A 25,571-nucleotide genomic window follows, 5' to 3' on the forward strand; every position below is an offset into this window, starting at 1 on the left:
AGCCCCCGGGGGGATCAGCGTGAAGTGACGGGCACCTGGGCACGGGCCGCGCGGCGGGCGGGAATGAGCGCCACCGCGAGGGCCGTGCCCACGGCCGTCACCACGGCCAACGCCAGCGTCACCGGCGAGGGCGCGCGGCCGATGCCCGCGCCCACGCCGCTCGTGTGACCCTGCAGGTCGATCAGTCCCACCACCACGGACGCCCCCACCGCCGTGCCGGCGCCGACGCCGAGCACGACCAGCAGGCCCGTACCGGTCACCAGCGTGGCCATGACCTGGCGTGGCGTCAGCCCCATCGCCTTGAGCACAGCCAGGTCGAAGGCGTGGTCGCGCAGGCCGATCGCGCTCGCGGTGAGCAGGTTGGCCAGGCCGATCAGGGCCAGCACGGCGATCAGCGCCACGATCACCACTCTGATGATCGACAGCCGGTCGGCCGGGTTGACCGCGGCCTGCACGTCGAGGCCCTCCGCCGACTCGGCCAGCAGCCGGGCCCGCACCTCCGCCTTGTCCGCGCCCGGCCGCAGCGCCAGCGCGTAGTACTGGGGCGGCACGGAGTCCTTGGCCGCCAGGCTGTCCAGGCCCACCGAGAGCACCTCGCCGTCCAGGTCGGGCTCGACGGTACGGCCCACGATCCGGACGATCAGCGGCGAGCCGCCCACGGTCAGGCGCACCCGGTCGCCGATCCTGACCCCCAGGAGGTCGAGCAGCCCCTGCCCGGCGACCGCCTCGCCGCGCTCGGTGTAGCCCCTGCCCTCCACGACGGGGAACGGGTAGGGGGCGGTCGAGCTGCCGACCGCCCGTACCCGGACCGAACGGGCCTCGCCCGGGGCCAGGGCGTTCACGTCGGTGCCCGGGTAGACCGAGCGCACGTCGCGGTCGCGTTCGGCGATGCGCTGGGCCTCGGCCGACTCCATCTGCTTGCCGGGGCGCACGTACAGGCTGGCGTGCTGGCCGACCTGTTCGGGGTGGCTGAGGAAGTTGTCGAGGGTGGCCCAGACGCCGAGGCCGATCGTGATCATCATCATCGGCACGGCCAGGCCGAACGCCGTCAGGAACGCCGGCACGCGCCTGGTGAAGGCGTCGCGGGTGCCCAGGATCAGGGCGGGCGGGAGGCGTACGAGCAGGCCGAGCCGGGCCAGCCGGGACAGGTGGCCGCGCGGCGGCGAGGCCGGCACGGCGGGGATCGGCGGCGTGCGCGCGCCCCGCCAGGCGGGCACCCCCACCGCGCCCAGGACGACCAGCGCCGTGCCCGCCACGATGGCCAGCACCGGCATCGGCGCGGCCGAGTACGTGCCGAGCACCACCGCCGTCGCCCCCCAGCCCGCCAGCGCGCCGAGACCGACGCCGAGCAGGCCGAGCGCGCCGTGCTCGACCAGGAGCAGCAGGGCGACCTGGCCGCCGGTGAAGCCCATCGACTTGAGCGTGGCCAGGTCGCGGAGCTGGCCGAGCACCCGGCCGCCGGCGGCGTTGGCCAGCGCGAGCGCCGCCGCGACCATGCCCACCACGCCGAACAGCGCGAGCAGCGTGCCGAGCAGCCGGTTGTCCAGCTCCATCGCGGCCCTGACCTCGCGCCAGGTGTAGACGCGCTGGAGCTTGTCCTCCAGCATCACCACGACGCGCTGGGCCACGACCTGGCTGGCGTCGGGGTCGGACAGGCGCAGCCCGGTGACCCATTCGCTGCGGCCCAGCATGGGCTCGACGCGGTCGAGCGTGGCGGGCAGCACCCAGGCCAGCCCGGGGGTCCATTCGGGGTAGAAGCCCTGGTCGGCGGAGTCGGCGATGCCGCGTACGTACAGCGTGTGGCGCTCGCCGTTGAGCGCGATGACGGTGAACGGGGAGCCGATCGCCAGGCCCAGCGACCTGGCGAAGGAGTGTTCGACGACCACGCCGTCGGGCTGCGAGCCGTCGAGCCACCTGCCCTCGGCCAGCACGGGATGGGCCACCCGGGGCGGCGAGGCGGGCATCGCGCGCAGCGACGCGGGCTCCTTCTTGCCCTCCTGCGCCACGGTGACGGGGGCCGAGCGGTAGGGGCCGGCGGTGCCGGTGACGCCGTCGATGCCGCCCAGGGCGACGTCGGGGTCGTCGTCGGTGTAGACCCAGACGTGGGCGCCGTCGGTCTGGGCCGACAGGCTGCGCCACGGGTTGGTGCCGTCCTCCAGGAGGGTCGCCGCGGTGATCAGGGCGGCCACGATCCCGGCCACGACCAGCACGGTGAGCACCGCCTGGCCCTTCCTGGCCCGCAGGTCGGCCTTGATCCACCGGCTTCCGGCCAGGGTGGTGCTCATCGGAGGTCGATCACCTCGCCGGCGGTACGGGTGCGGCGGCGGGCGATGCGGCCGTCGTCGACGATCTCGCCGTCGAACAGCGACACCAGCCGGTCGGCCAGGCCCGCCACCCGGGCGTCGTGGGTGACCATGACGATCGTCTGCCCCTCTTTGTGCACGTCGCTGAGCAGGCGCAGCACGTCGCGCGTGTTGCGGCTGTCGAGGTTGCCGGTGGGCTCGTCGGCCAGCAGCAGGCTGGGCTTGTTGGCCAGGGCCCTGGCCAGCGCGACGCGCTGCTGCTCGCCGCCGGAGAGCTGGGCGGGCGAGGCCGCGGCGCGGTCGGCCAGGTTGAGCGCGCCGAGCAGGCTCTCGCGCCGCTCGCGCGCCACCTTGGGCGAGGCCCCGGCCAGCAGCGCGGGCAGCTCGACGTTGTCGCCGACGGTCATGTTGGCGACCAGGTTGAAGAACTGGAAGACGAAGCCGACCTTCTTGCGCCGCAGCAGCGCCCAGGCGCTCTCGGAGAGGGTGTCGACCCGCTGCCCGTCGAGCCAGATCTCGCCGCTGGTGCGCGCGTCGAGGCCGCCGAGCATGTGCACGAGCGTGGACTTGCCCGAGCCGGACGGCCCCATCACCGCGACGAACTCGCCCGGCTCGACCTGGAGGTCCACCCCGCGCACGGCCGGCACCGGCACTGCGCCATCTTGGTAGATTTTGACCAGATTGACCGTTTTTAGGACCGAGCTCATGCCAGATCCTCCTGGCATCGCTCCAGCCAGTCAAGATCGGCCTGGAGGTGCAGCATGGCCCCCTCGATCAGCAGCAGGGCCACCCGGTCGGTGGGCTCCGTACGGGAGAGCAGGTCGTTGAGGTCGCCCATGAGCGACAGGTAGTGGCGGCGCTGGCGACTGATCAGCGCCATCCGGTCGGCGATGCCGGTGAGCGGCGCGAGCACGAGCTTCATGAAGAACTCGTCGCGCACCCTGGGCCCTTCGGTGGGCTCGTCGACCCAGATGGTGAGCAGGTCACGGCCCTTGGCGGTCAGGTAGTAGACCTTCTTGTTCGGCCGGTTGGACTGCTCGACGTCGACGGCCCTGACCAGCCCGTCCTTCTCCAGCCGGCCGAGCGTCACGTATATCTGCCCGATGTTCGGGGAGGGGTAGGCGCTGCCGAACGTCTGTTCAAGGGCCTGTTTGAGCTCGTAGCCGTGGGCCGGTTCCTTGGCCAGGAGCGCCAGCAGGTGAAGCCGCACGCCTCACCTCCCCGCTTTGTGTTACGTGAGCGTTACGTAGGTATCCGTTGACCATCAGATTACAGGTGTGCATAACATGAATGCATCTACCTAACACGTATGTAACCCCGCTGATTGTGGAGGAAACAGAGTGCTGCGCCCGCTTTCGTTCGTTCTGGTCGTCGTGCTGGCGGCCGGATGCACGGCGGCGGGTGACGAGGGCAGCGGCGAGAAGGGGACGGGCGGCACAGGCCCGATCACCTTCGCCACCGGACGCGACACCACGGCGTACCTGCAACCCTTGCTGGACCGCTGGAACCAGGCCCACCCGGCCGAGAAGGTGACGCTGCTGGAGCTGCCCGAGGCCGCCGACGAGCAACGCGCCCAGATGGTGGCCAACCTCCAGGCCCAGAGCAACCGCTACGACGTGCTGGGGCTCGACGTCGTGTGGACCGCCGAGTTCGCGGAGAACGGCTGGATCATCCCCCTGGAGCGCGGGTTGTTCCCGCTCGACAGGTTCCTGCCGCCCGTCGTGGACACGGCCGTCTACAAGGGCAAGCTCTGGGCCGTCCCGTACACCAGCAACGCGGGACTGCTCTACTACCGGACCGATCTCATCAAGAAGCCGCCGCAGACCTGGGCGGAACTTCGCGATAAAGCGCGAGAAGTAACGAAAAAGCGGGACATCGGAGGCTATGCAGCCCAACTCCTGGCCTACGAAGGCTTGACCGTGAACTTCTCCGAGGCAGTGCAGTCGGCGGGCGGGCAGATTCTCAACCACGACGGCACGGAAGTGACCCTCGATCCGGCCAAGGGGAAGATCGCGCTCGACTTCCTGATGCAAGGGCTGCGGGAACGCTGGATCACCGGCGACTCGCTGACCTTCAAGGAGGAGGAGACCCGGCTGGCCTTCCAGGACGGGAAGCTGGCCTTCGCCCGCAACTGGCCGCACGCCTACGGCCCGGCCAGGGCCAAGCTGGGCGACCGCTTCGCGGTGACCCGGCTGCCCGGACTCAACGGTCAGGGATCCAGCTCCCTCGGCGGGATCAACCTGGCCGTCAGCGCCTACTCCAAGCACCAGCAGACCGCACAGCAGTTCATCCGCTACTTCACCAGCCTGGAGAACGAACGCCGCGTCCTCACCGAGGGCTCCTTCCCGCCCGTGTGGACCGAGCTGTACGACGACCCGGCCCTGATCAAGCGGTTCCCGTACCTGCCGGTGCTCAAGGAGAGCATCCTCGCCGCCAAACCACGGCCGGTGAGCGCCAACTACAACCAGGTGAGCCTGGTGATCGCCAGCTCGGTCGCCAAGGCCCTGGCCGACCCCGAGAACGAGTCCGCCGACGACGTCGCGGCCTCCATGAAGTCCGAACTCGAAGAGATCATCAGAACCCAGTGAGGCAAGCCATGCGTAAAGCCAGAGCAGCAGTAGTCCTGGCAGGGCTCGCGGTAGCCGTCGCCGCCTGCGGCAACGCCCCGACGACGACGACCCCCACCGCCTCGGAGTCGGCGCCGGCCAGTTCCGCCGCCGGCGCCAAGACGCTCGAGGGCGTCAAGCTGGAGGTCGCGGCCAAGTGGACCGGCGCGGAGCAGAAGAACTTCGAGCAGGTGCTCAAGGCCTTCTCCGACAAGACCGGCGCCACCGTCACCTACGCCTCCACGGGTGAGGACACCGGCGCCTACCTCGGCCCGCGCATCCAGGGCAAGAACCCGCCGGACGTCGCGATCCTGCCGCAGCCGGGTCTGGTGCAGCAGTACGCCAAGCAGGACGCGCTCAAGCCGCTGTCCGCCGAGGTCACCCAGGAGATCGACACCAACTACACGCCGTACTGGAAGGAGCTCGGCTCCGCCGACGGCAAGGTGTACGGCGTGCTCATCAAGGCGGCGCACAAGTCGCTGGTCTGGTACCGCTCCGAGGCGTTCGAGGAGGCCGGCGTCCAGGTGCCGACGACCTGGGACGAGCTGATCAAGGCCGGCCAGACCATCGCCGACTCCGGCACCCCGCCCTTCTCCCTCTGCGGCGCCTCCGGCTGGACGCTGACCGACCTGTTCGAGAACGTCTACCTGTCCAGCGCCGGCCCGGAGAACTACGACAAGCTCTCCAAGCACGAGATCCCCTGGACCGACGCCAGCGTCGCCACCGCCCTGGAGAAGATCGCGCAGATCGCGGGCAAGAAGGAGTTCGTGCTCGACGGCGCCTCCGGCGCGCTGCAGACCGACTTCCCGACCTGCGTGACCAAGGTCTACGGCAACAAGAAGGCCGCCATGGTCATCGAGGCCGACTTCGTCGCCACCCAGGCCACCCAGGACGGCGCCAAGGTCGGCGAGGGCGCCAAGTACTTCCCGTTCCCGAAGGCCGGCGACACCGCCCCGGTCGTGCTCGGCGGCGACGTGGCCGTGGTCATGAAGGACTCCCCCGGCGCGATGGCCCTGGTGCAGTTCCTGGCCTCCAAGGAGGGCGGCGAGATCTGGGCCAAGCTCCCCGGCTACCTGTCGCCCAACAAGAACGTCTCCCCCGACAACTACCCCGACGAGCTGACCAAGCAGCTCGGCCAGACGATCGTCTCCGCCGGCGACGCCGTCCGCTACGACATGTCGGACCTGGCCCCGAGCGCCTTCGGCGGCACCGACGGCAAGGGCGAGTGGAAGGTCCTCCAGGACTTCCTGCGCAACCCGAGCGACGTCAAGGGCGCCCAGGCGGCGCTCGAGGCCGAGGCCAAGAAGGCCTGGAAGTAAAGAGGTAAGGCCGTGACCGAACGGTTGGACGGCCCGGCGGCCCCGCCCGCGAAGATCGCGGGCGGGCCTTCCGCAGGACCGGCTGAAACCCCCCGTACGAGACGACGCCTCGGCCCATCGCCGGCGGTCGCCATCGCCTTCCTCCTGCCGGCAGCCCTGCTGCTCGGCGTCTGGGTGGTCTACCCCATCGTCTACTCCATCTTCCGCAGCCTGTTCGACGCCTCGGGCAGCGGGTTCGTGGGGCTGGGCAACTACGCAACGATCTTCAGTGACAACGGCATGCTCGTCACGATCCGCAACAACCTCATCTGGGTGGTCGTGGCGCCGATCGTGGTCACCACGATCGGCCTGATCTTCGCGGTGCTGACCGAGCGCATCAAGTGGGCGACGGCGTTCAAGCTGATCGTGTTCATGCCCATGGCGGTCTCGCTGATGGCCGCGGGCGTCATCTTCCGCCTGGTGTACGAGGAGAGCCCCGACAAGGGCCTGGCCAACGCCGTGCTCACCACCGTGCACGACACGTTCTCCTCCTCCAAGGGCTACCCCGAGGCCCGGCCGCGCGGCGGCGACGAGTCTCCCGTGACCGAGCAGAACGGCGCGGTCGTCACCAAGGAGCCCGCCCAGGCGGGCCGGCCGGTGCTGATCCCGATCGTCGGCGTCAAGCCGCAGACCATGCCGTCCAACGCCCAGACCGCCCGCGCCCCCTCGGGCGACGGCCTGTCCGGGACCGTCTGGTTCGACTTCACCCAGGGCGGCGGCGGCCAGAGCGGCGCGGTCGACCCCACGGAGAAGGGCCTGCCCGGCATCACCGTCGAGGCGGTCCAGAACGGCAAGGTGGCGGGCACCGCCACGACCGCCGACGACGGCACGTTCCGCTTCGACGGCCTGCCCGCGGGCTCCTACGTCGTACGGCTGCCGGAGTCGAACTTCCAGGCCAGCTACGGCGGCCTGACCTGGCTCGGCCAGACGCTCATCACGCCGGCGATCATCGGCGCGTTCGTCTGGGTGTGGGCCGGGTTCGCGATGGTGCTGATCGCCGCCGGCCTCGCCGCCATCCCGCGGGACGCCCTGGAGGCCGCCCGCATCGACGGCGCGACCGAGTGGCAGGTGTTCCGGCGGATCACCGTGCCGCTGCTGTCGCCGGTGCTGCTCGTCGTCTTCGTGACGATGATCATCAATACGTTGAAGGTCTTCGACCTGGTCTACATCATCGCGCCTGCCTCGGTTCAGCCGCAGTCGAACGTGGTCGCGCTGGAGATGTGGCGCGTGTCGTTCGGCGGCGGGAACAACCAGGGGCTCGGCAGCGCACTCGCGGTGTTCCTGCTCATCCTGGTCCTCCCCTTCATGATCATGAACATCCGCCGGTTCAGAAGGGAAGACACATGACGACCGCGACCGTGAACGCGTCTCACGGACTGGAGGCGGGCGCGCCGCGCAGGGGCGTGGCGAGCAGGATCGTGGACCGCCTCGGTGGCGGGGCCGTCCAGGTGGTCATGATCGTGCTCGGCCTGTTCTGGCTGGTGCCGACGCTGGGCCTGCTGGTCGTCTCCCTGCGCACGGTGAAGGTGAACAACGCCGAGGGCTGGTGGACGATCTTCACCAAGCCCGCCGAGCTGACCCTGGCCAACTACAAGAACCTGCTGGCCAGCGGCTTCACCTCGTCGTTCTGGAACACGGTGGCCATCACCGTGCCGACCACGATCCTGGTGATCGGCATCGCGGCCATGGCGGCGTACGCGTTCGCGTGGATGGAGTTCCGCGGCCGGGACACGGCGTTCCTGGTCGTGGTGGGTCTGCTGATCGTGCCGATCCAGATCGCGCTGATCCCCGTCGCCGCCTTCTACGGCGGTGTCGGGATCTTCGGCACGATCCCCGGCGTGGTGCTGTTCCACACGGCGTTCGGCCTGCCGTTCGCCATCTTCCTGCTGCGCAACTTCTTCGTCGGCATCCCGGCCTCGCTCCTGGAGGCCGCCAGGATGGACGGCGCACCCGAGTGGAAGATCTTCGCCCAGGTCGTGTTCCCGCTGGGCAAGCCGGCCATCGCCTCGCTGGGCATCTTCCAGTTCCTGTGGGTGTGGAACGACATGCTCATCGCGCTCGTGTTCGCCAACACCGACAACCAGCCGATGACCAAGGCCCTGCAGTCCCAGATGCGGCAGTTCGGATCGAACGTCGACATCCTCTCCTCCGGGGCGTTCCTGTCACTGATCATCCCGCTGGTGCTGTTCTTCGCCTTCCAGCGGTACTTCGTCCAGGGCATGATGGCCGGTTCCGTCAAGTAGGCCATTCCCGGCGGGCGCCCGCCTCCCGAGGGGGCAGGCGGGCGCCCGTAACACGTCCTTCCGGACCTCCGATGATTGTTCATGAAGCGTCTTCTCGCCCTCGCCGCAGCAGCCTTCATCTCCCTCCCCCTCACCCCCGCCGCCGCGCTCGGCGGCACCCCGGGCGCGCCCGGGGCGGGCGACCCGTACTTCCCCGGTCAGGGGAACGGCGGCTACGACGTCGGCCACTACGACCTCGCCCTCGACTACGACCCCTCCTCCAACGTCCTGACCGGCGTCGCCACCGTCACCGCCCGCGCCACCCAGGCGCTGAGCCGCTTCGACCTCGACCTGTCCGGCTCGCTGTCCGTACGCTCGGTCACCGTGGACGGCAGGCCCGCCGCCTTCACCCGCAGCGGCGACGAACTGGTCGTCACCCCCGCCGCCGCGCCGGCCTCCGGGCAGCATTTCTCCGTCGTCGTCCGGTACGACGGCAGGCCCACCCACGTCCTCGACCCCGACGGCTCCAGGGACGGCTGGATCAGGACCAGCGACGGCGTCTTCAACGCCAACGAGCCGCAGGGCGCGATGACCTGGTACCCCGGCAACCATCACATGTCCGACAAGGCGACGTACCGGTTCGCGGTGACCGTGCCCAGCACGAGGGTCGCGGTGGCCAACGGCGACCTGGTGACCAGGACATCGGCCGGCGGCCGGACCACCTACGTGTGGGACGCCCGCGAACCCATGGCCAGCTACCTGACCACGGTGTCGATCGGCAAGTTCCAGCTCACCGACACCAGGTCCGGCGGCTACCGGGTGATCACCGCCGTGGATCCCAAGCTCGCCGGCACGGCGACCGACTTCGCGGCCCGTCACGCCCCCGTCCTGGACTACTTCAGCTCGCTCTTCGGCCCCTACCCATTCTCCTCCACCGGCGGGATCGTGGACCACGAGCCGAACGTCGGCTACGCCCTGGAGACCCAGACCCGGCCCATCTACCCCGTGGTGCCCGGCGAGTCGCTGCTCGCGCACGAGCTGGCCCACCAGTGGTTCGGCGACTCGGTGACGCCCACGTTATGGCGGGACATCTGGCTGAACGAGGGCTTCGCGACGTACGCGGAATGGCTCTGGCTGGAGAAGATCGGCAGCCGGACCGTGCAGACGTCCTTCGACGGCGTCTACGCCAGACCCGCCGACGACGAGTTCTGGCAGACGCCCACCGCCGACCCCGGCGGCGCCGCCGCCCTCTTCCACGACCCCGTCTACGACCGCGGCGCGGCGACCTTGCACGTCCTGCGCCGGACCGTCGGCGACACCGCGTTCTTCACGATCCTGCGCACCTGGGCGAACGACCACAAGTACGGCAACGCCGACACCGCCGCCTTCGTCGCCCTGTCCGAACGCGTGTCCGGCAGGCAGCTCGACGCCCTCTTCGACGCCTGGCTCTTCCAGCCCGGCAAGCCGTCGTTGTGATCATTCCGGTACGGCCTGCGCGTCCGTTTGGGCGGCAAGCCGTACCAGACCTAGATAAGCTTCACGGCCATGGCCGGTCGTCCTTTGCATGAAGTCGTCGAAGCCGGATGGGCTCAGGCTCTTGAGCCCGTATCCGAGCAGATCTCCTTGATGGGTGAGTTCCTGCGCAACGAGATCGCCGAGGGCAGGCAGTACCTGCCCTCGGGCCCCAATGTCCTGCGCGCGTTCAACCAGCCCTTCGACGACGTCAAGGTGCTGATCGTGGGTCAGGACCCCTACCCCACGCCCGGCCACCCCGTCGGGCTGTCGTTCTCGGTGGCGCCCGAGGTGCGGCCGCTGCCCGGGAGCCTGCTCAACATCTACAAGGAGATGGAGTCCGACCTCGGCCTCCCCCGCCCCGCCAACGGCGACCTGACCCCGTGGGCCGAGCAGGGCGTGCTGCTGCTCAACAGGGTCCTGACCGTCATGCCGGGCAAGCCCGCCTCCCACCGGGGCAAGGGCTGGGAGCAGGTCACCGAGCAGGCCATCCGCGCCCTCGTGGCCCGCGACAAGCCGATGGTCGCCATCCTGTGGGGTCGCGACGCCCGCAACCTCGCGCCCATGCTCGGCAGCGTGCCGCGCATCGAGTCGGCGCATCCGTCCCCGCTGTCGGCGCGCAGCGGCTTCTTCGGCTCGCGGCCGTTCAGCCGCGCCAATGAGCTGCTCACCCAGCAAGGCGCCGCACCTGTCGAGTGGAAGCTGCCCTAGCATCGTCGCCATGAGTGATGAACCGAAATACCTGCGCCTTACGGTCGAGCTGACCGTGGAGGTGCTCGACGTGAACGCGCTGCAGGCGGCGGCGCTGGCCGAGATCCGGCATCCCGACGCCGACCTCAGCGACGAGGAGCGCTCCGAGCAGGCCGACCTCGTCAACTCCGACGAGACCGGCGCCTCCGCGCTCCAGTGGCTGATCGAGCCGGACCACGTGCTGCAGCTCGTGGACCACATCACCGAGATCGAGCCGCGCGAGGCCGTTCTCGGGGTGGAGCCGTCCGAGGGGCCGAGCGAGGACGAGGACGAGGACCACCACGACCACGACCACGCGTGACCTCTCACACGTGACGTGACGTGACGTACGTCGACCGGCCACGGCGCCCCACCCGCGCCGTGACCTCCGACGTACGGCGACCGGCCGGCGCACCATCCGCATCGTGACCTCGGACGTACGGCAACCCGGCCACGACGCACCATCCGCGTCGTGACCTCGGACGTACGGCGACCGGCCACGGCGCACCATCTGCGCTGCGGCTCCGTCGCACGGCGCCGGCCACGGCGCCCACCGCGTCGTGACCTCTGACGTACGGCGATCAGCCACGACGCCCCACCCGCGTCGTGGCTCTTCGCTCCCGGCTACGATCGTCTCGTCCAGGCTTTTTCCGCTCTCCGAGGGATCTGTCGCCATGATCGTGGCCTTCTCCATCACCCCGCTGGGCGTCGGCGAAGGGGTCGCCGAACCGGTCGCCCGCGCCGTCAAGGTGGTCCGCGAGAGCGGCCTGCCCAACCACACGGACGCGATGTTCACCACGATCGAGGGCGAATGGGACGAGGTCATGGACGTCGTCAGGCGCGCGGTCGACGCCGTCTCCGAGGTCGCCCCGAGAGTCAGCCTGGTCCTCAAGGCCGACCTCCGCCCGGGTGTGACGGACGGCATGACCACCAAACTCCAAAGCCTCGAACGCCACCTGCCCTGACCCACCTCCCCGCCGCCAAGCTTCCAAGCAGAACACCTCAGCCCCAAGCCGCTCCCCCAGAAGCCGCCCCCAGCCAGCACCTCAACACCTGACCGCCCGCCCAGAGGCCGTACGCCATCGGCATGTGGCTGGCCGGGAAGGCGGCAGTCGACCAGCGACAGCCCGCACCGCGTGGGAGCTCTCGGCCGCATCCTCGCAACGCGAAGCCCGCAGTCTGCGGATGCCCGGCTTGCCCCCCCATCCGGGCACATAGTGAGGAGCCCCGCAACGGGCACATAGCGTGCAGCCACTGCAGCAAGCACAGGGCGGAAAGCCTCCCGTGACGGGCACGTGATGAGGAGCCTCGCAGCGGGTACGTAGCGCGGAGCCCCGGAGCGAACACGTGGCGCGGAGGCCCGTAGCAGGGGCGTGGCGCTGAAGGTCGTCTTGACGTGTTGCAAGCCTGTCCTGGCGATGTCGGCGCTGCTCGGCTCGCGGGCGGGGCGGACGCCGGCCGTTTGACCCCGTGCCCAGGAGGCGTCGTGCTTCCAGGTGGTCTGAGAGCTCCGATGAATGGCGGGATTCGCGATATGTCTTGACCGTCTCCGTAAACGCGACATATCGTGTCGCTTGATCAGTGAACGCGATACTACGTGTGCCCGGAGGTGGAGGCAATGAGACAAGAGCGAGTGCCCGTGCTGGTGGTCGGCGGTGGGTACGCGGGCCTGAGCGCTGCCGCGCTGCTGGCCTGGCGCGAAGTGCCCGTCATTCTGGTCGAGCGGCACCCGAGCACGTCCATCCAGCCCAAGGCGTTCGGCATGGGACCGCGAGCCGTCGAGTTGCTGCGGCCGCTTCCGGGGATCGAGCAGACGTTCGCCGACATCTGGATCGGCATCGGCGACTCCATGCGCATCGCGATCGCCAAAACGCTGGCCGACCCCGACCCACAGATGATCTTCGAGGACTCGGGCGACTTCGACGCCCTCGCCGACCTCACCCCCGTGCCCCGCGTGGGCGCCCCCCAGTCGGAGGTCGAGCGGGTGCTGCGTGCCTACGCCGACGAGCTCGGCGCCGACCTGCGCTTCTCCACCGAGCTGATCTCCCTCGACCAGGACGACGACGGCGTCACCGCCGTGATCCGGGCCGCCGACGGCGAAGAGAGCATCGTACGGGCCGACTACGTGGTGGCGGCCGACGGCCACCGGAGCACGCTGCGCGAGCGGCTGGCCGTGCCCACCTCCGGCAGGGGTGATCTCGTGCAGATGCGCTCGATCATGTTCGACGCCGACCTGACCGGCCTGGTGAACGAGCGCGAGGTCATCGTCTGGTACCTGCACAACGACGCGTTCACCGGCGTCATCGTGACCGGCACGGGCGTCGGCGCGCACGTGCTCGGCATCAACCAGGCCCCCTCCCCGGACGGCGGCACCGACGCGCTCACCGAGGAACGCTGCGTCGAGCTCATCCGCGTCGGAACCGGCATCCCGGACCTGGACGTGCAGGTGCTGGACACGGCGACGTTCAGCCTGGCGCACGTCGTGGCCGACACCTTCCGCGCCGGACGCGTCTTCTTCGCCGGCGACGCCGCCCACACCATGCCGCCCACCGGCGGCCAGGGCGGCAGCACCGCCCTCCAGGACGGCTGCGACATCGCCTGGCGCCTCTGGCTCGTGATCAGCGGGCAGGCCGGCCCCGGCTTCCTGGACACCTACGACGCCGAACGCCGCCCGATCGGCGCCCTGACCGCCGACGCCCAGCTCGCCAATCTCAGCGTGCGGATGCCCGTGGACGAGCGCTCCGACTACCCCGAGCCCCTGGAGGACTTCCTGCAGGCGATGCTCGGCTACCGGTACCACTCCGCCGCCGTCCTGGAGGAGCCCGGCGACGACGGCTCGCTCCTGGAGGACCCGCGCACCCCGAGCGGCCGCCCCGGCAGCCGCGCCCCGCACGTCGTGCTCGACTGGGAGGGGCAGCGCATCTCGACCATCGACCTGTTCGGCTCGGGTTTCGTCCTGCTGGCCGACAAGAGTGGCGGCCAGGTCTGGATGGACGCCGGCCGCGTGGTCAAGGAGCGCCTGGGCGTGCAGCTCACCCGCATCCTGGTGGACGACGAGCTGGTGGACGTGGAGGGCCGCTGGCGGGAGCGGTACGGGGTGCGGGAAGGCGGCGCCGTCCTGGTACGGCCCGACGGGTATGTGGCCTGGCGCGCCCCTCGCCCCACGGCGGACCCCATGTCCACGCTCGACCAGGCCCTCACCCGGATCCTGCACCGCTGACCACCTGCCTCTCACTGGACCGGCGCCCCGACGACGTTCGCCGGGGGCGTGAAACGTGCTCATGAGCGGGGAGGCACGTACGTGCTCCAGGGGTCTGACCGTCTCGCGGGGGCGGGGGTCAGGCGGCGAGGGCCGGGCGGGCGGGGTGGTCGACGGAGGTCAGGTCGAGGCTGCAGGTGGTGCGGAGCCAGTCGTTGACCGAGCCGGTGAAGCCGGACGGCGGCCCCACCTTGAGACGGGTGAGCCGGCCGCAGCCGGGGGCGGGGCCCACCTTCAGGCGACGGATGGCGCTCGAGCTACCCGGCTCGCCGAGGTCGGCGTCGCATGGGGTCAGCCGTACGCCGAACGGCGGGACGCCCCGGAGGGCGCCGGACGGCCGGATCCGGAGCAGGTCGTCGATCTCGTGGCAGGTGGCCAGCGGGTGCGCCCGCAGATGGGCGAGCTGGTCGGCGACCAGGCGATGGGCCACCGATCGGAGCAGGGCGGTCGCGCACAGGCTGTGGGCGCAGGCGGCGCCGTCGAGGGTGATCTCCGGCAGCGCGAAGCGGCTCAGCCCGCGCGAGGTGACGCGCAGGCAGTCGCAGGCGGCCGTCTCGGACGGGTCCCATGGGGGGCAGGTGGCGTCGTCGCGCATCTGCACGTTCCAGGTGAGCCAGTCGTCGCCGAGGCGGAAGTCTCCTGGCTCGCCCGGCGACCTCGGGCAGGCGGGCACGGCCGAGGCGGTCGACGGGTCGATCAGCAGGCCGTCGCACTGGCGGGCGAGGGCGCGGGCCACGGCTCTGGCGGTCTGCACGTTGCCGGGCAGGCGGCGTGGGGGCGCGGTGGTGGACACCAGCACGTGTTGCCCGGCTCGGCGCAGCCGCCGTCGTTCGTCGCCCGTGAGGGTGAGCCCGGCCGGTCGCCAGGGGGCGGGAGCATGGGTGACGGTCAGGGACGGCGGGGTGTCGAGCGCGTCACGGGCCGCCTTCCGGTACGGCCCGGGGACGCGCCAGGGCACGAAGGTGTCGACGTCGAACGGCAGGTGCTCCACGGCTACGACGAACAGTGAGGTCAGCATGGCGGGGAGCGGCAGAACGATCTTCATGAGGTGCCTCGCCTTCGAAACGTGGTGAGGCACCCAGGATCCGGAACCCGGCCCGCCCCGGTGCGGCCGAACCCCGTTCTGGGGACAACCCCGCCGACCGGCCCCCAGCCTGTGGACAACCCCCGGGAGACACCTGCGCAGCACCGCCCGGCCAGGGGATGGCGCGGGAGATGGAACGATGGTCTGGCCGGGGAGGCGGGAGGCCGTCAGGGGGTGGTGTGGAGGGGGAGGCGGAGCCCGGGGGTCAGGGGGTGGTGCGGGTTATGGCCAGGGTTTGGCCGGGGAGGCGGAGGCCGTCGGGGCCGGCGGCGACCGGGTCGTCCGAGGCCAGCAGGAGGGTGGCGCCCGCCGGTGGCAACGTCAGCGTCTCCGGCGAGAAGTTGACGCTGACGCACACCGTCCCGCGCCACATGACCAGCCACCTGCCCTCCGGATCGGCCTCCACCCGCACCCGGTCCAGCCGCGGGTCCGACAGCTCCGGCAGCGCCTTGCGCAGCGCGATGAGGTCCCGGTACCAGCACAGCAGGGACCAGTTCTCCTCCTCCTTCAACTCGCTCCAGTCCAGCTTGGAACGCAGGAACGCCTCCTCGTCGGACGGGTCGGGCGCGTCCCAGGCGTACCCGAAGCCGTCGAACTCGCGCTCGCGCCGCGTCCCCTCGCTCTCCCGCAGCTCGGGCTCCACGTGGTCGGAGAAGAACAGGAACGGCGCGCGGGCCCCCCACTCCTCCCCCATGAACAACATCGGCGTGAACGGCGAGGTCAGCAGCAACCCGGCCCCCAGCCTGAGCGCGGACACGGGCAGCCGGTCGCCGCCGGGCCGGTTGCCGATCTGGTCGTGGTTCTGCAGGCAGGCGACCAGCCGATGGCCGGGCACGCCGGTGAAGGGCTGCCCGTGCGCCCGGTCGCGGAAGCTGGAGTAGCCGCCGTCGTGCAGCACGCCTCGGGTCAGCACCCTGGCCAGTGCCGACGGGTCGGCGAAGTCCTCGTAGTAGCCGTGGCTCTCGCCGCTCACGGCGGTGTGCAGGGCGTGGTGGACGTCGTCGTTCCACTGCGCGGTCATCCCCAGGCCGCCGGCCTCCAGCGGGCGTACCATGCGCGGGTCGTTGAGGTCGGACTCGGCGATCAGCGACAGCGGCCGGCCGAGCGAGCAGGCCAGCGCGTCGACCTCCTCCGACAGTTCGGCCAGCAGGTGGCGGGCGCGCCGGTCGTGCAGCGCGTGGACGGCGTCCAGCCGCAGCCCGTCGATGTGGTAGTCGCGCAGCCACTGGACGGCGTTGCCGATGAAGTACCGGCGGACCTCGTCGGACCCCGGCCCGTCCAGATTGACCGCTTCACCCCAATAGCTACCAGCAAAGCCGGAAAAGTACGGACCAAAGGGGTGGAGGAAGTTGCCCGACGGCCCCAGATGGTTGTAGACCACGTCCAGGATGACGCCGATCCCGGCCCGGTGGCACGCGTCCACGAACGACTTCAGCCCGTCGGGCCCGCCGTACGTCTCGTTGACCGCGTAGAGGTCGACGCCGTCGTACCCCCAGTTGCGCCCGCCGGGGACGGGGGCGACCGGCATGATCTCCACGAAGTCCACGCAGAGCTCGACCAGGTGCTCCAGCCGCTCGATCGCCGCGGCGAACGTGCCCTCGCCGGTGAACGTGCCGACGTGCAGCTCGTAGATCACCGAGCCGCGCAGGTCGCGGCCCTTCCAGTCGTGGTCGGACCAGGTGAAGCGGTCGTGCTCGTAGACCGCGCTCGGCCCGAACACCCCCTCCGGCTGCCGCCGGGAGCGCGGGTCGGGGTAGGGCCCGCCGCCGTCGAGGACGAAGGCGTACCAGGTGCCGTGGCCGGCCTCGGCGACCTCGGCCCACCACCAGCCTCTCTCCCCCTGGGACATCGGCCGGCGTCCGTCCAGAACGTCGACCTCGACAGCCGTGGCCTTCGGTGCCCAGACCTCAAAGATCATGTCGCTCCAGCAGTGAGACGGGGTACTGATCGAGCAGCCGGGCCAGCGGAACCGTTCCCGAGTGCGGCTCGCCGGTGAGCAGGTCGCGCCAGGATCCGCCGGGCAGCGTCAAGGTGGTGTCGCCCCACACCGAGTGGCCGGCGACCGCGGAGCGGCGCGCGAGGCGTACCGGCAGCCTGGTGGCGACCGCCACCGCCCGCGGGCCCTCGCCCCGGGCGAAGGCGATCGCGTGCTCGGCCGCCTCCCCCTCCGCCCGCAGCGGCAGGTACGGCGCCGCGCCCCCGAGCCGCCTGCGCAGCCGCAACGCCTGCGTCGTGACCAGGAGCTTGGCGGCGTCCCAGGAGGTCTCGGGCTTGCGCGGGTACGTCACGGGCCGCCGGTTGTCCGGATCGACCAGCGAGAAGTCGGTGGTCTCGTTGCCCTGGTACACGTCGGGCACCCCGGGCATCATGAGCTGCACCAGCTTGGCCCCGAGCGAGTTCGACATCGCGAACGGCTCGATGCGCTCGGTGAACTCCTCCACCGGCAGCCGCACGGCGGCCTGCGCGAACTCCCGCAGCCGCCGCTCGTAGCCGGCGTCCGGGCGCACCCACGAGATCGCGGTCTTGGCCTCCCGAGCCGCCTTGAGCAGGTAGTCGGTGAGGCGTTCGGCGGAGATCGGCCAGGCCGCCATGAGGTTCTGCCAGGCCAGGTAGTCGAGGTGGGGGTCGAACGAGAGCTCCCGCGACCACTCGGACACCACGGACGCCCACTCCCGGGGCATCTCCGACAACACCGACAACCGGGCGCGCACGTCCTCCGACCGCTTGGTGTCGTGCGTGGACAGGGTCGTCATCGTATACGGGGACATCTCCCCGCAGAAGTCGTGGAACTGCTCAACCGAGACGCCGAACACGTCCGGCTCGCCGCCCACCTCGTTGAGGCACGACAGCGGGAACCACCGGTACAGCGCGGTGTCCTCGACGCCCTTGGCCATGACCGGCCCGCACGTCTGCTGGAAACGCACGATCGCCTCCGGCGAACCGTACAGGACCTGCTGGACGAGCGGCCGCACGGCGGGCGAGCACTCGGCGGCGGCCAGCTCGACGATCTCCACCGACTCGGGCGGCGGCTCCTCCCCCGGCACCAGGTAGGCGCGGTAGAGCGGCATCGCGGCCAGCAGCTCCGACACCGCGGCCGGTTCGCAGCCGGTGACCCTGGCCAGCCGGTCGACCTCCGCCCCGAAGAACAGGTCGAGCACCTCGCGCTTGGCCTGCGTCATGACCGGACGGTAGTCGTCCGGCTGCCCGGTCAGCTCGCTGAACAGCCGGACCAGCGGCTCCTTGCCCGAGGGGTCGACGAACAGGCCGTTGATCCGGTTGAGCACCTCGTAGCCGGTCGTGCCGTCGCAGGCCCAGTCGGGCTGCAGCCGCTCGGGCCCGATGAGGATCTTCTCCACGACCGTCCAGGGGCCGCCGGTCCGCTCGCGCAGCCGGTCGAGGTAGCCGCGAGGGTCGGCCAGGCCGTCGGGATGGTCGATGCGCAAGCCGTCGACCAGGCCCTCGTCGAGCAGCCAGAAGATCACCTCGTGCGTGGCGAACAACACCGACGGATCCTCCACGCGCAGCCCGATCAACGAGGACACGTCGAAGAAGCGCCGGTAGCCGGGCCCCTCGCGCCAGTCGACCAGCCGGTAGTGGCCCGGGTGGGGGAAGGCGTGCTCGTGGTAGCGCAGGACGTCGCCGTCGACCACCGGCTCGGTGTCGTCGCCGAGCACCGGCAGCGCCACCTTCCCGTCCACCCACTCGATGTCGAACCAGCCGGCGTACGGCGAGTCGGGGCCGTCCTTGAGCACCGACCAGAACTGGGCGTTCATCGTGTTCATGTGGTTGGGCACGATGTCGATGACGATGCCCAGGTCGTGCGCGGCCAGTTCCTGGGCCATCTCGCGGAAGCCGGTGGCCCCGCCGAACTCCTCCCTGATCCTGGAGTGGTCGACGACGTCGTAGCCGTGCCGCGACCCGGGCGTGGCCTGCAGCACCGGCGACAGGTAGACGTGACTGACGCCGAGGTCGCGCAGGTAGCCGGCGATCTCGGCGACCTGCGCGAAACCGAAGTCGGGGGTGAGCTGCACCCGGTACGTCGAGGCCGGCCTAGACACGGCGCAGCACCCGCACGCTGCGTCCGGGGACCTCGATCGCCTCGCCCGCGCGCACCATCCGCACGTCGAGCCTGATGGGCATCGCGGTGTCGATCTCGGTGTGCCACATCTCGCCGTAGTCCTGGGGGATCGTGAACTTGATCGTGTCGTGGTGGGCGTTGAACAGCAGCAGGAAGGAGTCGTCCCTGATCGGGCGGCCGCGCCGGTCGGGCTCGGTGATGGCGTCGCCGTTGAGGAAGACGGCCAGCGACTTGGCGTAGCCGACGTTCCAGTCGCTGTCGGTCATCTCCTCCCCGGACGGGGTGAGCCAGGCGATGTCGCTCAGCCCGCGTACCGGCCTGCCGTAGAAGAACCTCCTGCGCCGGAAGACCGGATGTTTCTTGCGCAGCGCCGCGAGCTCCTGGGTGAACTCCAGCAGCAGCCAGTTCTCCCTGATGTCGGACCAGTCGACCCAGGTCAGCTCGTTGTCCTGGCAGTAGCCGTTGTTGTTGCCCTTCTGGGTGCGGCCCAGCTCGTCGCCGTGCGAGAGCATCGGCACGCCCTGCGACAGGAACAACGTGGTGAGGAAGTTGCGCTTCTGCTGCTCGCGCAGCGACTCGATGGCCAGGCTCGCCGGGCCCTCCTCGCCGCAGTTCCACGATCGGTTGTCGTCGGTGCCGTCGCGGTTGCCCTCTTTGTTCGCCTCGTTGTGCTTGTCGTTGTACGCGACGAGATCCTGCAGGGTGAAGCCGTCGTGGCAGGTCACGAAGTTGATGGAGGCGGCCGGGCGGCGGCTGTCGTCCTTGTACAGGTCGCTCGACCCGGTGAAGCGGGAGCCGAACTCGGGCAGCGTGGCGGCCTGCCCGCGCCACAGGTCGCGGATCGTGTCGCGGTAGCGGCCGTTCCACTCGGTCCAGCGCGAGGGGAAGTTGCCGACCTGGTAGCCGCCGGGGCCGACGTCCCAGGGCTCGGCGATGAGCTTGACCTGCGACAACACCGGGTCCTGCTGCACCAGGTCGAAGAACGCGCTCAGCCGGTCGACCTCGTGCAGCTCGCGGGCGAGGGTGGAGGCGAGGTCGAAGCGGAACCCGTCGACGTGCATCTCGATGACCCAGTAGCGGAGCGAGTCCATGATCATCTGCAGGACGTGCGGGGAGCGCATGAGCAGGCTGTTGCCCGTGCCGGTGGTGTCGACGTAGTAGCGCTTGTCGTTCTCGACCAGGCGGTAGTAGTTGCTGTTGTCGATGCCCCTGAACCCCAGCGTCGGGCCCAGGTGGTTGCCCTCGGCGGTGTGGTTGTAGACGACGTCGAGGATGACCTCGATGCCCGCCTCGTGCAGGCTGCGCACCATCGCCTTGAACTCCAGCACCTGCCCGCCGCGCTGCCCGGTGCTGGAGTAGCGGTTGTGCGGGGCGAAGAAGCCGATGGAGTTGTAGCCCCAGTAGTTGGACAGGCCGCGCTGCTCCAGGATGTGGTCGGTGACGAACTGGTGCACCGGCATCAGCTCCAGCGCCGTCACGCCCAGCTTGGTGAGGTGGTCGAGGATCTCGGGGTGGCCGAGCGCCGCGTACGTGCCGCGCAGGTGCTTGGGGATCTTGGGATGGCTTATCGTCAGCCCGCGCACGTGGGCCTCGTAGATCACCGTGTCGTGGTACGGCGTCGCCGGCGGCCGGTCGTGCCCCCACCCGAAGAACGGGTTGATCACGATGGACCGCGGCACGTACGGGGCCGAGTCGGCGTCGTTGCGCGTGTCCGGCTGGCCGAACCGGTAGCCGTAGACCGCCTCGTGCCAGTCGACGCCGCCCTCGATCGCCATCGCGTACGGGTCGAGCAGCAGCTTGTTCGGGTTGCAGCGCAGCCCGCGCGCCGGCTCGTACGGCCCGTGCACCCGGTAGCCGTAACGCTGCCCGGGGCCGATGCCGGGCAGGTAACCGTGCCAGATGAACCCGTCGACCTCCGTGAGCGGCACCCGCGACTCGACGTTGTCCTCGTCGAACAGGCACAGCTCCACCGCATGGGCGACCTCGGTGTAGAGCGAGAAGTTCGTGCCCGCGCCGTCGTAGGTCGCCCCGAGAGGATAGGGGTCTCCAGGCCAGATCTCGATCATCGAGGCTCCCTTGCGGTCTCTCCCCATGTTCCGTTCCCCCGCTCCGCCGGACAAGGCCACCCTGTTCCTTCCCACGCGTCCGTCCGGAATACTCCGAAAAATCGAGTGAGCCGCCTCCGACGGCGCGGTGCCGAAGGCGGCTCACGTGTTCGGCCCGGTGGGGGGTGTGGCGTGGTTCACGGATCCGGTGCGCGGCCCCCGCGCACCGGATCCGCACCCACGATCGGGGTGACGCGACGCTGCGTCCCCGATCCCCCGCGATCAGGACGGTCGATCCTCGCTCTGGCAGTAGCGAATGATCGTCGCAGCCGGGCCGACGAGCCCCCGTCGGCCCAGCCTTATGTGACGGACGGCCTCTGGTGAGCCATCGCGTCAGGGAATGAACGCGGCATTTCGATCTCTGGTGGTTTGATCAAATCAGCCCCAGGGCATCCCCCTCTCTTACGGCTTGGCTGACTTTTACCCTCCGACGCCGGAAACCCACCCCGAATTGGCACTTGCCATAGGAACGTGCCGGTGACGATTACCTACCGCACATGCCTTCGAAATCGAACCCGGGGGTACGCTCCGGGGCAACCGGCCACCGCGCGGGAAGGGAGTGTGCGGCGATGACCATCCCCAACCCGACGCTCCGGCAGCGGCAACTGGCGATGCGCTTACGCGAGCTGCGCAACGAGAAGAATCTCAGCATCGCCGAGGTGGCCCAGCTCCTCCTGTGCTCCCCGGCCAAGATCAGCAGGATCGAGACCGCCCAGCGCGGCGTCAGCCTGCGTGACGTGCGCGACCTGTGCCGCCTGTACGACGTCTCCCCCGCCGAGTCCGCCCAGCTCATGACGCTGGCCAAGGACGCCAGGCAGAAGGAGTGGTGGCAGTTCTACGACAACCGCGAGCTGCGGCAGATGCTCGGCCTGGAGGCGGAGGCCAGCGCCATCACCGAGTACGAGATCACCACCGTGCCCGGCCTGCTCCAGACCGAGGACTACGCCCGCGCCGTGATCCGCGGCTGGCTGCCCCGCATCGCGCCCGACGTGCTCGACGATCGGGTCAGGGTGCGGATGAAGCGCCAGGAGTGGCTGCACCGGCCCGACACCCTGCGCTACTGGGTCCTGCTGGACGAGTCGGTGCTCTACCGGCACGTGGGCAGCCGGCAGACCATGCGTGAACAGCTCGACCGGCTCATCGAGCTGAGCGAGCTGCCGCACGTCACCATCCAGGTGATCCCGTTCACCGCGGGGGCGCACGTGGGCTTCGACAGCACCTTCCGGCTCATGGAGTTCGACCATGACTCCGGCATCGCCGACACCATTTTCGTGGAACATCAAATGGGCCTTTTCTACCTGGAGGCCGATAAGGTGGTCCGGCGGTTTCGCGAGATCATCGACCATCTGCGGGCCGAGGCCCTGGGCATCCAGGAATCGAAGCGGCGAATTACCGAGATGGCCGCAAACTTCGCTTAGCGCTCCGTCACAGGATCATCTCGTTTTTCCGGTCACCTGGCATGATGCCTCCGACACATCAGAGCCTCGTTCTCGTGGCAAGTGCCAGGTGCTACTGTTCATCCATTGGGACGCTTTCGCTCTCCACGTGAGATCGCCGGCGTCCGAGCGAACCGTCCGAGCGCGCCCGGCGAGGTCCGACCGCCGCCGCGCCCATTGTCGATGCACGAGGGGGAGACAATGACGTCCCACCACCCTGACGTCCAGGCGGGTCCGCGGTGGCGGGCCGCCTCGCGCTGCAACAACGGAGAATGCGTCGAGGTCGCGTTGCTGTCCCCCGGTGAGATCGGCGTGCGGGACAACAAGAACCCGGCCGGCCCGGTCCTCACCTTCAGCGCCCGGGAATGGGACGCGTTCCTGCGTGGAATACGTCAGTCCGACTGAGCGCGCGGCGCTTTTTCCGGCGGTCGTCCTCACGGACGCCCGCCTTTTGTTTTGTCCGGCACTGGCGTTCGCCACTGCCCCTTTTGTCGCCTGGTCATCCTCGGCTGTCAAGGTAAAATCACCTTCGGCTCAATACCTCTACAGCCGCCTTCAGGAGGTAATGGATGAAACGCCCACCTGCCCTTGACCAGGCACGCTGGCAACGGTGCAACAATGGCGACTGCGTCGAGGTCACCATGCTCGCCGACCGGGTCTGGGTGCGGGGAAGTCAGGACGCCAGCGGTGCCGTCCTGTCGTTCACCACCGACGAGTGGACCGCGTTCCTCGACGGCGTGCGGCACGGCCGCTTCGATCTCGAACGGCTCGCGCCCCAGGTCTGACCGGCCACGACGTTCTCCATCGGGCTCTGTCGGGGGCCATCGGGGTTTCAGGCCGCGGCCCCCGGCAATATGCCGACTCCATGGGCGGTTTCAAAAAGTTCTTACTCCGAGGCAACATCGTCGAGCTGGCCGTCGCCGTCATCGTCGGGGCGACCTTCAGCGGGCTCGTCCAGGCGCTGGTCACCGATCTCATCACCCCGCTCATCGGCGCGGTGACCGGCGGCCGGCAGCCGAACTTCGCCGAATACTCCTTCACGATCAACGGCAGCCAGTTCAAGTACGGCGACTTCCTCAACCACCTGCTGACCTTCCTGGTCATCGCGGCGGTCGTCTACTGGCTGGTCGTGGCCCCGATGACGCGGCTGATCCACCTGTTCGACCGGGACAAGGCCGCGACGACCAAGGAGTGCCCCGAGTGCCTGTCCGACATCCCGGCCGAGGCCAGTCGGTGTGCCCATTGCACGGTGGAGCTGGTGCCCCAGTCCGAGAAACCGCGCTGAACCGTACATCACGGACTCTTGACCCCAGTGGCGCACCGGCACGGTGGTCGTTCGGCAAGATGGACCGATGAGCGTTGAGTTGATGGTCTGGGACGAGCCCGTGCCGATCAGCAGGGATCAGGCCCGGACCACGTATCTGGCGGTGAAGCGGAGCGACCCCGTCGAGGGGGACGTGCCCGACGTCGCCAAGGAGCTGCCCGGGCAGGTCACCCTGTACCCCGGGCACGTCCTGGTGACGATGGACCTGGACACGATGGACGAGAGCTCGGCCCAGGTGCTGACCACCGCCCGCGCGCACGGCCTGGTCTGCTACGACCCCCAGCGGGACCTGGTGCACAACGTGGCCCCGCTCGGCGTGTACGAGGGCATGCAGCTCCACACCGGCGACGGGATGGTCGTGCACGACCCCGACCTCGGGCTGGTCCACGACGTCCTGGCCACGCTGTCGCCGCAGAACCCGTTCGTCGCCCTGGTGAACTTCGGCCGGCACTTCCTCCAGGTCTCCCCCGGCTACGAGCTGGAGTACAAGGAGGGCACGATGGTCCGCGCGATGGTGCCCGAGCTGGCCGAGGTGCAGCAGGCGTTCCACGAGTACGCCACCGGCGAGCGCGGGTTCCTCACCCGCCACGCCTGGGCTCAGGCGTAGACCTGGGCGAACAGCTCCGGATCGACGTTCCCCCCGGACAGCACGGCCACCGTGCGCCCGGCGGGGACGCGGCCCGACAGCAGGGCGGCCGTGGTCGCCGCGCCGCTGGGCTCGGCCACCAGCCGGGCCGTGCGCGCGATGTGCCGCATCGCCACCCGCAGCTCGTCCTCCGAGACGGTGACGATGCCTTCGAGGTGCTCGCGCAGGTGGGCGAAGGTCAGCTCGGACACCCGGTTCACGCGCAGCCCGTCGGCGATGGTCCGGAACGTGCGCGTGGTCTCCCAGGCCACCACGTGCCCGGCCGCCAGGCTCTCGGCGGCGTCGGCGGCCAGCTCGGGCTCCACGCCGTACACCCGGACGTCGGGCCGCAGCGCCTTGACCGCCGCCGCGACGCCGGCGGCCAGCCCGCCGCCGCTGACCGGCACGAGCACCGCCTCGACGTCCGGCAGGTCCTCGACGATCTCCAGGCCGATCGTGCCCTGCCCGGCGATGATCGCGCGGTGGTCGTAGGGCGGCACCAGCGTCAGGCCGCGCTCGCCGGCCAGCCGCTCGGCCGTCACCTCGCGCTGGTCGGGCGGCACGACCACCAGCTCGGCGCCCCAGCCCTCGATCGCCGCCGCCTTGACCGCCGGGGTGCCCTCGGGCACGACGACCACGCACGGCACGCCGAACTCCGCCGCCGCGAACGCCAGCGCCTGGCCGTGGTTGCCGGAGGAGTGCGTGACGACGCCGGCGGGACGCAGGGCGGCCAGCGCGTTGTAGGCGCCACGGATCTTGAACGACCCGACCGGCTGGAGGCTCTCGGGCTTCAGCCACGCCTCGCCCATCCTCAGGAGCGGCGTGCGCACCGCGGTTCCGTTGATCCGCCCGGCCGCCGCGCGGATGTCGTCGATCGTCACCAGGTCCATACGATCACTCTAGGCTCAGACCGGCACAATTCGGCGAGCT

The 25,571-nt window shown here is 70.0% G+C and carries 22 protein-coding genes; 14 read left to right on the forward strand and 8 right to left on the reverse strand.

Annotation, left to right across the window (positions count from 1 at the left end):
* Positions 1–14 precede the first annotated feature (14 nt).
* The 3 genes from ACNF49_RS49670 to ACNF49_RS49680 are packed head-to-tail and all read right to left on the reverse strand — an operon-like array spanning position 15 to position 3,513.
* Positions 15–2,285, reverse strand: a complete 2,271-nt coding sequence (locus tag ACNF49_RS49670; protein ID WP_482942029.1) for an ABC transporter permease — start codon at positions 2,283–2,285, stop codon at positions 15–17.
* The gene (locus tag ACNF49_RS49675; protein ID WP_352320362.1) at positions 2,282–3,010 is read right to left on the reverse strand and encodes an ABC transporter ATP-binding protein; all 729 of its coding nucleotides are present in this window, start codon (positions 3,008–3,010) and stop codon (positions 2,282–2,284) included. Before ACNF49_RS49675 ends, ACNF49_RS49670 begins: the two co-directional genes overlap by 4 nt.
* The gene (locus ACNF49_RS49680) at positions 3,007–3,513 is read right to left on the reverse strand and encodes a PadR family transcriptional regulator (RefSeq protein WP_352349944.1); all 507 of its coding nucleotides are present in this window, start codon (positions 3,511–3,513) and stop codon (positions 3,007–3,009) included. The genes ACNF49_RS49675 and ACNF49_RS49680 overlap by 4 nt, the downstream gene beginning before the upstream one ends.
* 130 nt (positions 3,514–3,643) lie before the next feature.
* Here ACNF49_RS49680 and ACNF49_RS49685 point away from each other — a divergent pair, with 130 nt between their 5' ends.
* The 9 genes from ACNF49_RS49685 (at position 3,644) to ACNF49_RS49725 (ending at position 13,950) form a co-directional block, all read left to right on the forward strand.
* A complete protein-coding gene (locus ACNF49_RS49685; RefSeq protein ID WP_357971027.1) occupies positions 3,644–4,891 on the forward strand; it encodes an ABC transporter substrate-binding protein in 1,248 nt (415 codons plus the stop codon).
* Between the two features lie 8 nt (positions 4,892–4,899).
* The gene (locus tag ACNF49_RS49690) at positions 4,900–6,228 is read left to right on the forward strand and encodes an ABC transporter substrate-binding protein (RefSeq protein ID WP_352320357.1); all 1,329 of its coding nucleotides are present in this window, start codon (positions 4,900–4,902) and stop codon (positions 6,226–6,228) included.
* Between the two features lie 12 nt (positions 6,229–6,240).
* Entirely contained in the window at positions 6,241–7,614 is a 1,374-nt protein-coding gene (locus tag ACNF49_RS49695) for an ABC transporter permease (RefSeq protein ID WP_357971026.1), read from the forward strand.
* Complete coding sequence (locus ACNF49_RS49700; RefSeq protein WP_357971025.1) at positions 7,611–8,510, forward strand: carbohydrate ABC transporter permease; 900 nt, start codon at positions 7,611–7,613, stop codon at positions 8,508–8,510. The genes ACNF49_RS49695 and ACNF49_RS49700 overlap by 4 nt, the downstream gene beginning before the upstream one ends.
* 81 nt (positions 8,511–8,591) lie before the next feature.
* A complete protein-coding gene (locus ACNF49_RS49705; protein WP_482942030.1) occupies positions 8,592–9,965 on the forward strand; it encodes a M1 family metallopeptidase in 1,374 nt (457 codons plus the stop codon).
* Positions 9,966–10,034: 69 nt separating this feature from the next.
* Positions 10,035–10,712, forward strand: coding sequence for a uracil-DNA glycosylase (locus ACNF49_RS49710; RefSeq protein ID WP_482942031.1), 678 nt, complete (start codon positions 10,035–10,037; stop codon positions 10,710–10,712).
* Between the two features lie 10 nt (positions 10,713–10,722).
* A complete protein-coding gene (locus tag ACNF49_RS49715) occupies positions 10,723–11,052 on the forward strand; it encodes a hypothetical protein (protein WP_352320347.1) in 330 nt (109 codons plus the stop codon).
* A gap of 352 nt (positions 11,053–11,404) precedes the next feature.
* Entirely contained in the window at positions 11,405–11,695 is a 291-nt protein-coding gene (locus ACNF49_RS49720) for an MTH1187 family thiamine-binding protein (RefSeq protein WP_357991377.1), read from the forward strand.
* A 653-nt stretch (positions 11,696–12,348) separates the two neighbouring features.
* A complete protein-coding gene (locus ACNF49_RS49725) occupies positions 12,349–13,950 on the forward strand; it encodes an FAD-dependent monooxygenase (protein WP_482942032.1) in 1,602 nt (533 codons plus the stop codon).
* A 118-nt stretch (positions 13,951–14,068) separates the two neighbouring features.
* Here ACNF49_RS49725 and ACNF49_RS49730 read toward each other — a convergent pair whose 3' ends face one another.
* From ACNF49_RS49730 to glgX, 4 genes are all read right to left on the reverse strand, one after another.
* A complete protein-coding gene (locus ACNF49_RS49730; protein ID WP_482942033.1) occupies positions 14,069–15,034 on the reverse strand; it encodes a hypothetical protein in 966 nt (321 codons plus the stop codon).
* Positions 15,035–15,278: 244 nt separating this feature from the next.
* Positions 15,279–16,991 (reverse strand): malto-oligosyltrehalose trehalohydrolase, encoded by a 1,713-nt coding sequence (gene treZ, locus ACNF49_RS49735; protein WP_482942034.1) that lies wholly within the window; start codon positions 16,989–16,991, stop codon positions 15,279–15,281.
* Positions 16,981–19,131, reverse strand: coding sequence for a malto-oligosyltrehalose synthase (treY, locus tag ACNF49_RS49740; RefSeq protein ID WP_482942035.1), 2,151 nt, complete (start codon positions 19,129–19,131; stop codon positions 16,981–16,983). Before treY ends, treZ begins: the two co-directional genes overlap by 11 nt.
* Complete coding sequence (glgX, locus tag ACNF49_RS49745; RefSeq protein WP_357971017.1) at positions 19,124–21,217, reverse strand: glycogen debranching protein GlgX; 2,094 nt, start codon at positions 21,215–21,217, stop codon at positions 19,124–19,126. The genes treY and glgX overlap by 8 nt, the downstream gene beginning before the upstream one ends.
* Before the next feature lie 608 nt (positions 21,218–21,825).
* On the opposite strand from glgX, the gene ACNF49_RS49750 reads away from it, so the two are divergent.
* The 5 genes from ACNF49_RS49750 (at position 21,826) to ACNF49_RS49770 (ending at position 24,623) form a co-directional block, all read left to right on the forward strand.
* Entirely contained in the window at positions 21,826–22,674 is an 849-nt protein-coding gene (locus ACNF49_RS49750; RefSeq protein ID WP_357971016.1) for a helix-turn-helix domain-containing protein, read from the forward strand.
* A gap of 219 nt (positions 22,675–22,893) precedes the next feature.
* Positions 22,894–23,097 carry a DUF397 domain-containing protein gene (locus tag ACNF49_RS49755; RefSeq protein WP_357971015.1) on the forward strand — a complete coding sequence of 68 codons (204 nt, stop codon included), beginning with the start codon at positions 22,894–22,896 and terminating at the stop codon, positions 23,095–23,097.
* Between the two features lie 164 nt (positions 23,098–23,261).
* Positions 23,262–23,477: a DUF397 domain-containing protein gene (locus ACNF49_RS49760; protein ID WP_357971014.1), complete on the forward strand. Its 216-nt coding sequence runs from the start codon at positions 23,262–23,264 to the stop codon at positions 23,475–23,477.
* A gap of 80 nt (positions 23,478–23,557) precedes the next feature.
* Positions 23,558–23,977 (forward strand): large conductance mechanosensitive channel protein MscL, encoded by a 420-nt coding sequence (mscL, locus tag ACNF49_RS49765; protein ID WP_352349915.1) that lies wholly within the window; start codon positions 23,558–23,560, stop codon positions 23,975–23,977.
* 67 nt (positions 23,978–24,044) lie between these two features.
* Positions 24,045–24,623 carry a hypothetical protein gene (locus ACNF49_RS49770; protein WP_357971013.1) on the forward strand — a complete coding sequence of 193 codons (579 nt, stop codon included), beginning with the start codon at positions 24,045–24,047 and terminating at the stop codon, positions 24,621–24,623.
* On the opposite strand, the gene ACNF49_RS49775 is transcribed toward ACNF49_RS49770, so the two are convergent.
* Positions 24,614–25,531: a threonine ammonia-lyase gene (locus ACNF49_RS49775; RefSeq protein WP_482942036.1), complete on the reverse strand. Its 918-nt coding sequence runs from the start codon at positions 25,529–25,531 to the stop codon at positions 24,614–24,616. The two genes, ACNF49_RS49770 and ACNF49_RS49775, sit on opposite strands and share 10 nt — an antisense overlap.
* Positions 25,532–25,571: the final 40 nt, after the last annotated feature.

This window comes from Actinomadura sp. ATCC 39365, from assembly GCF_054392275.1.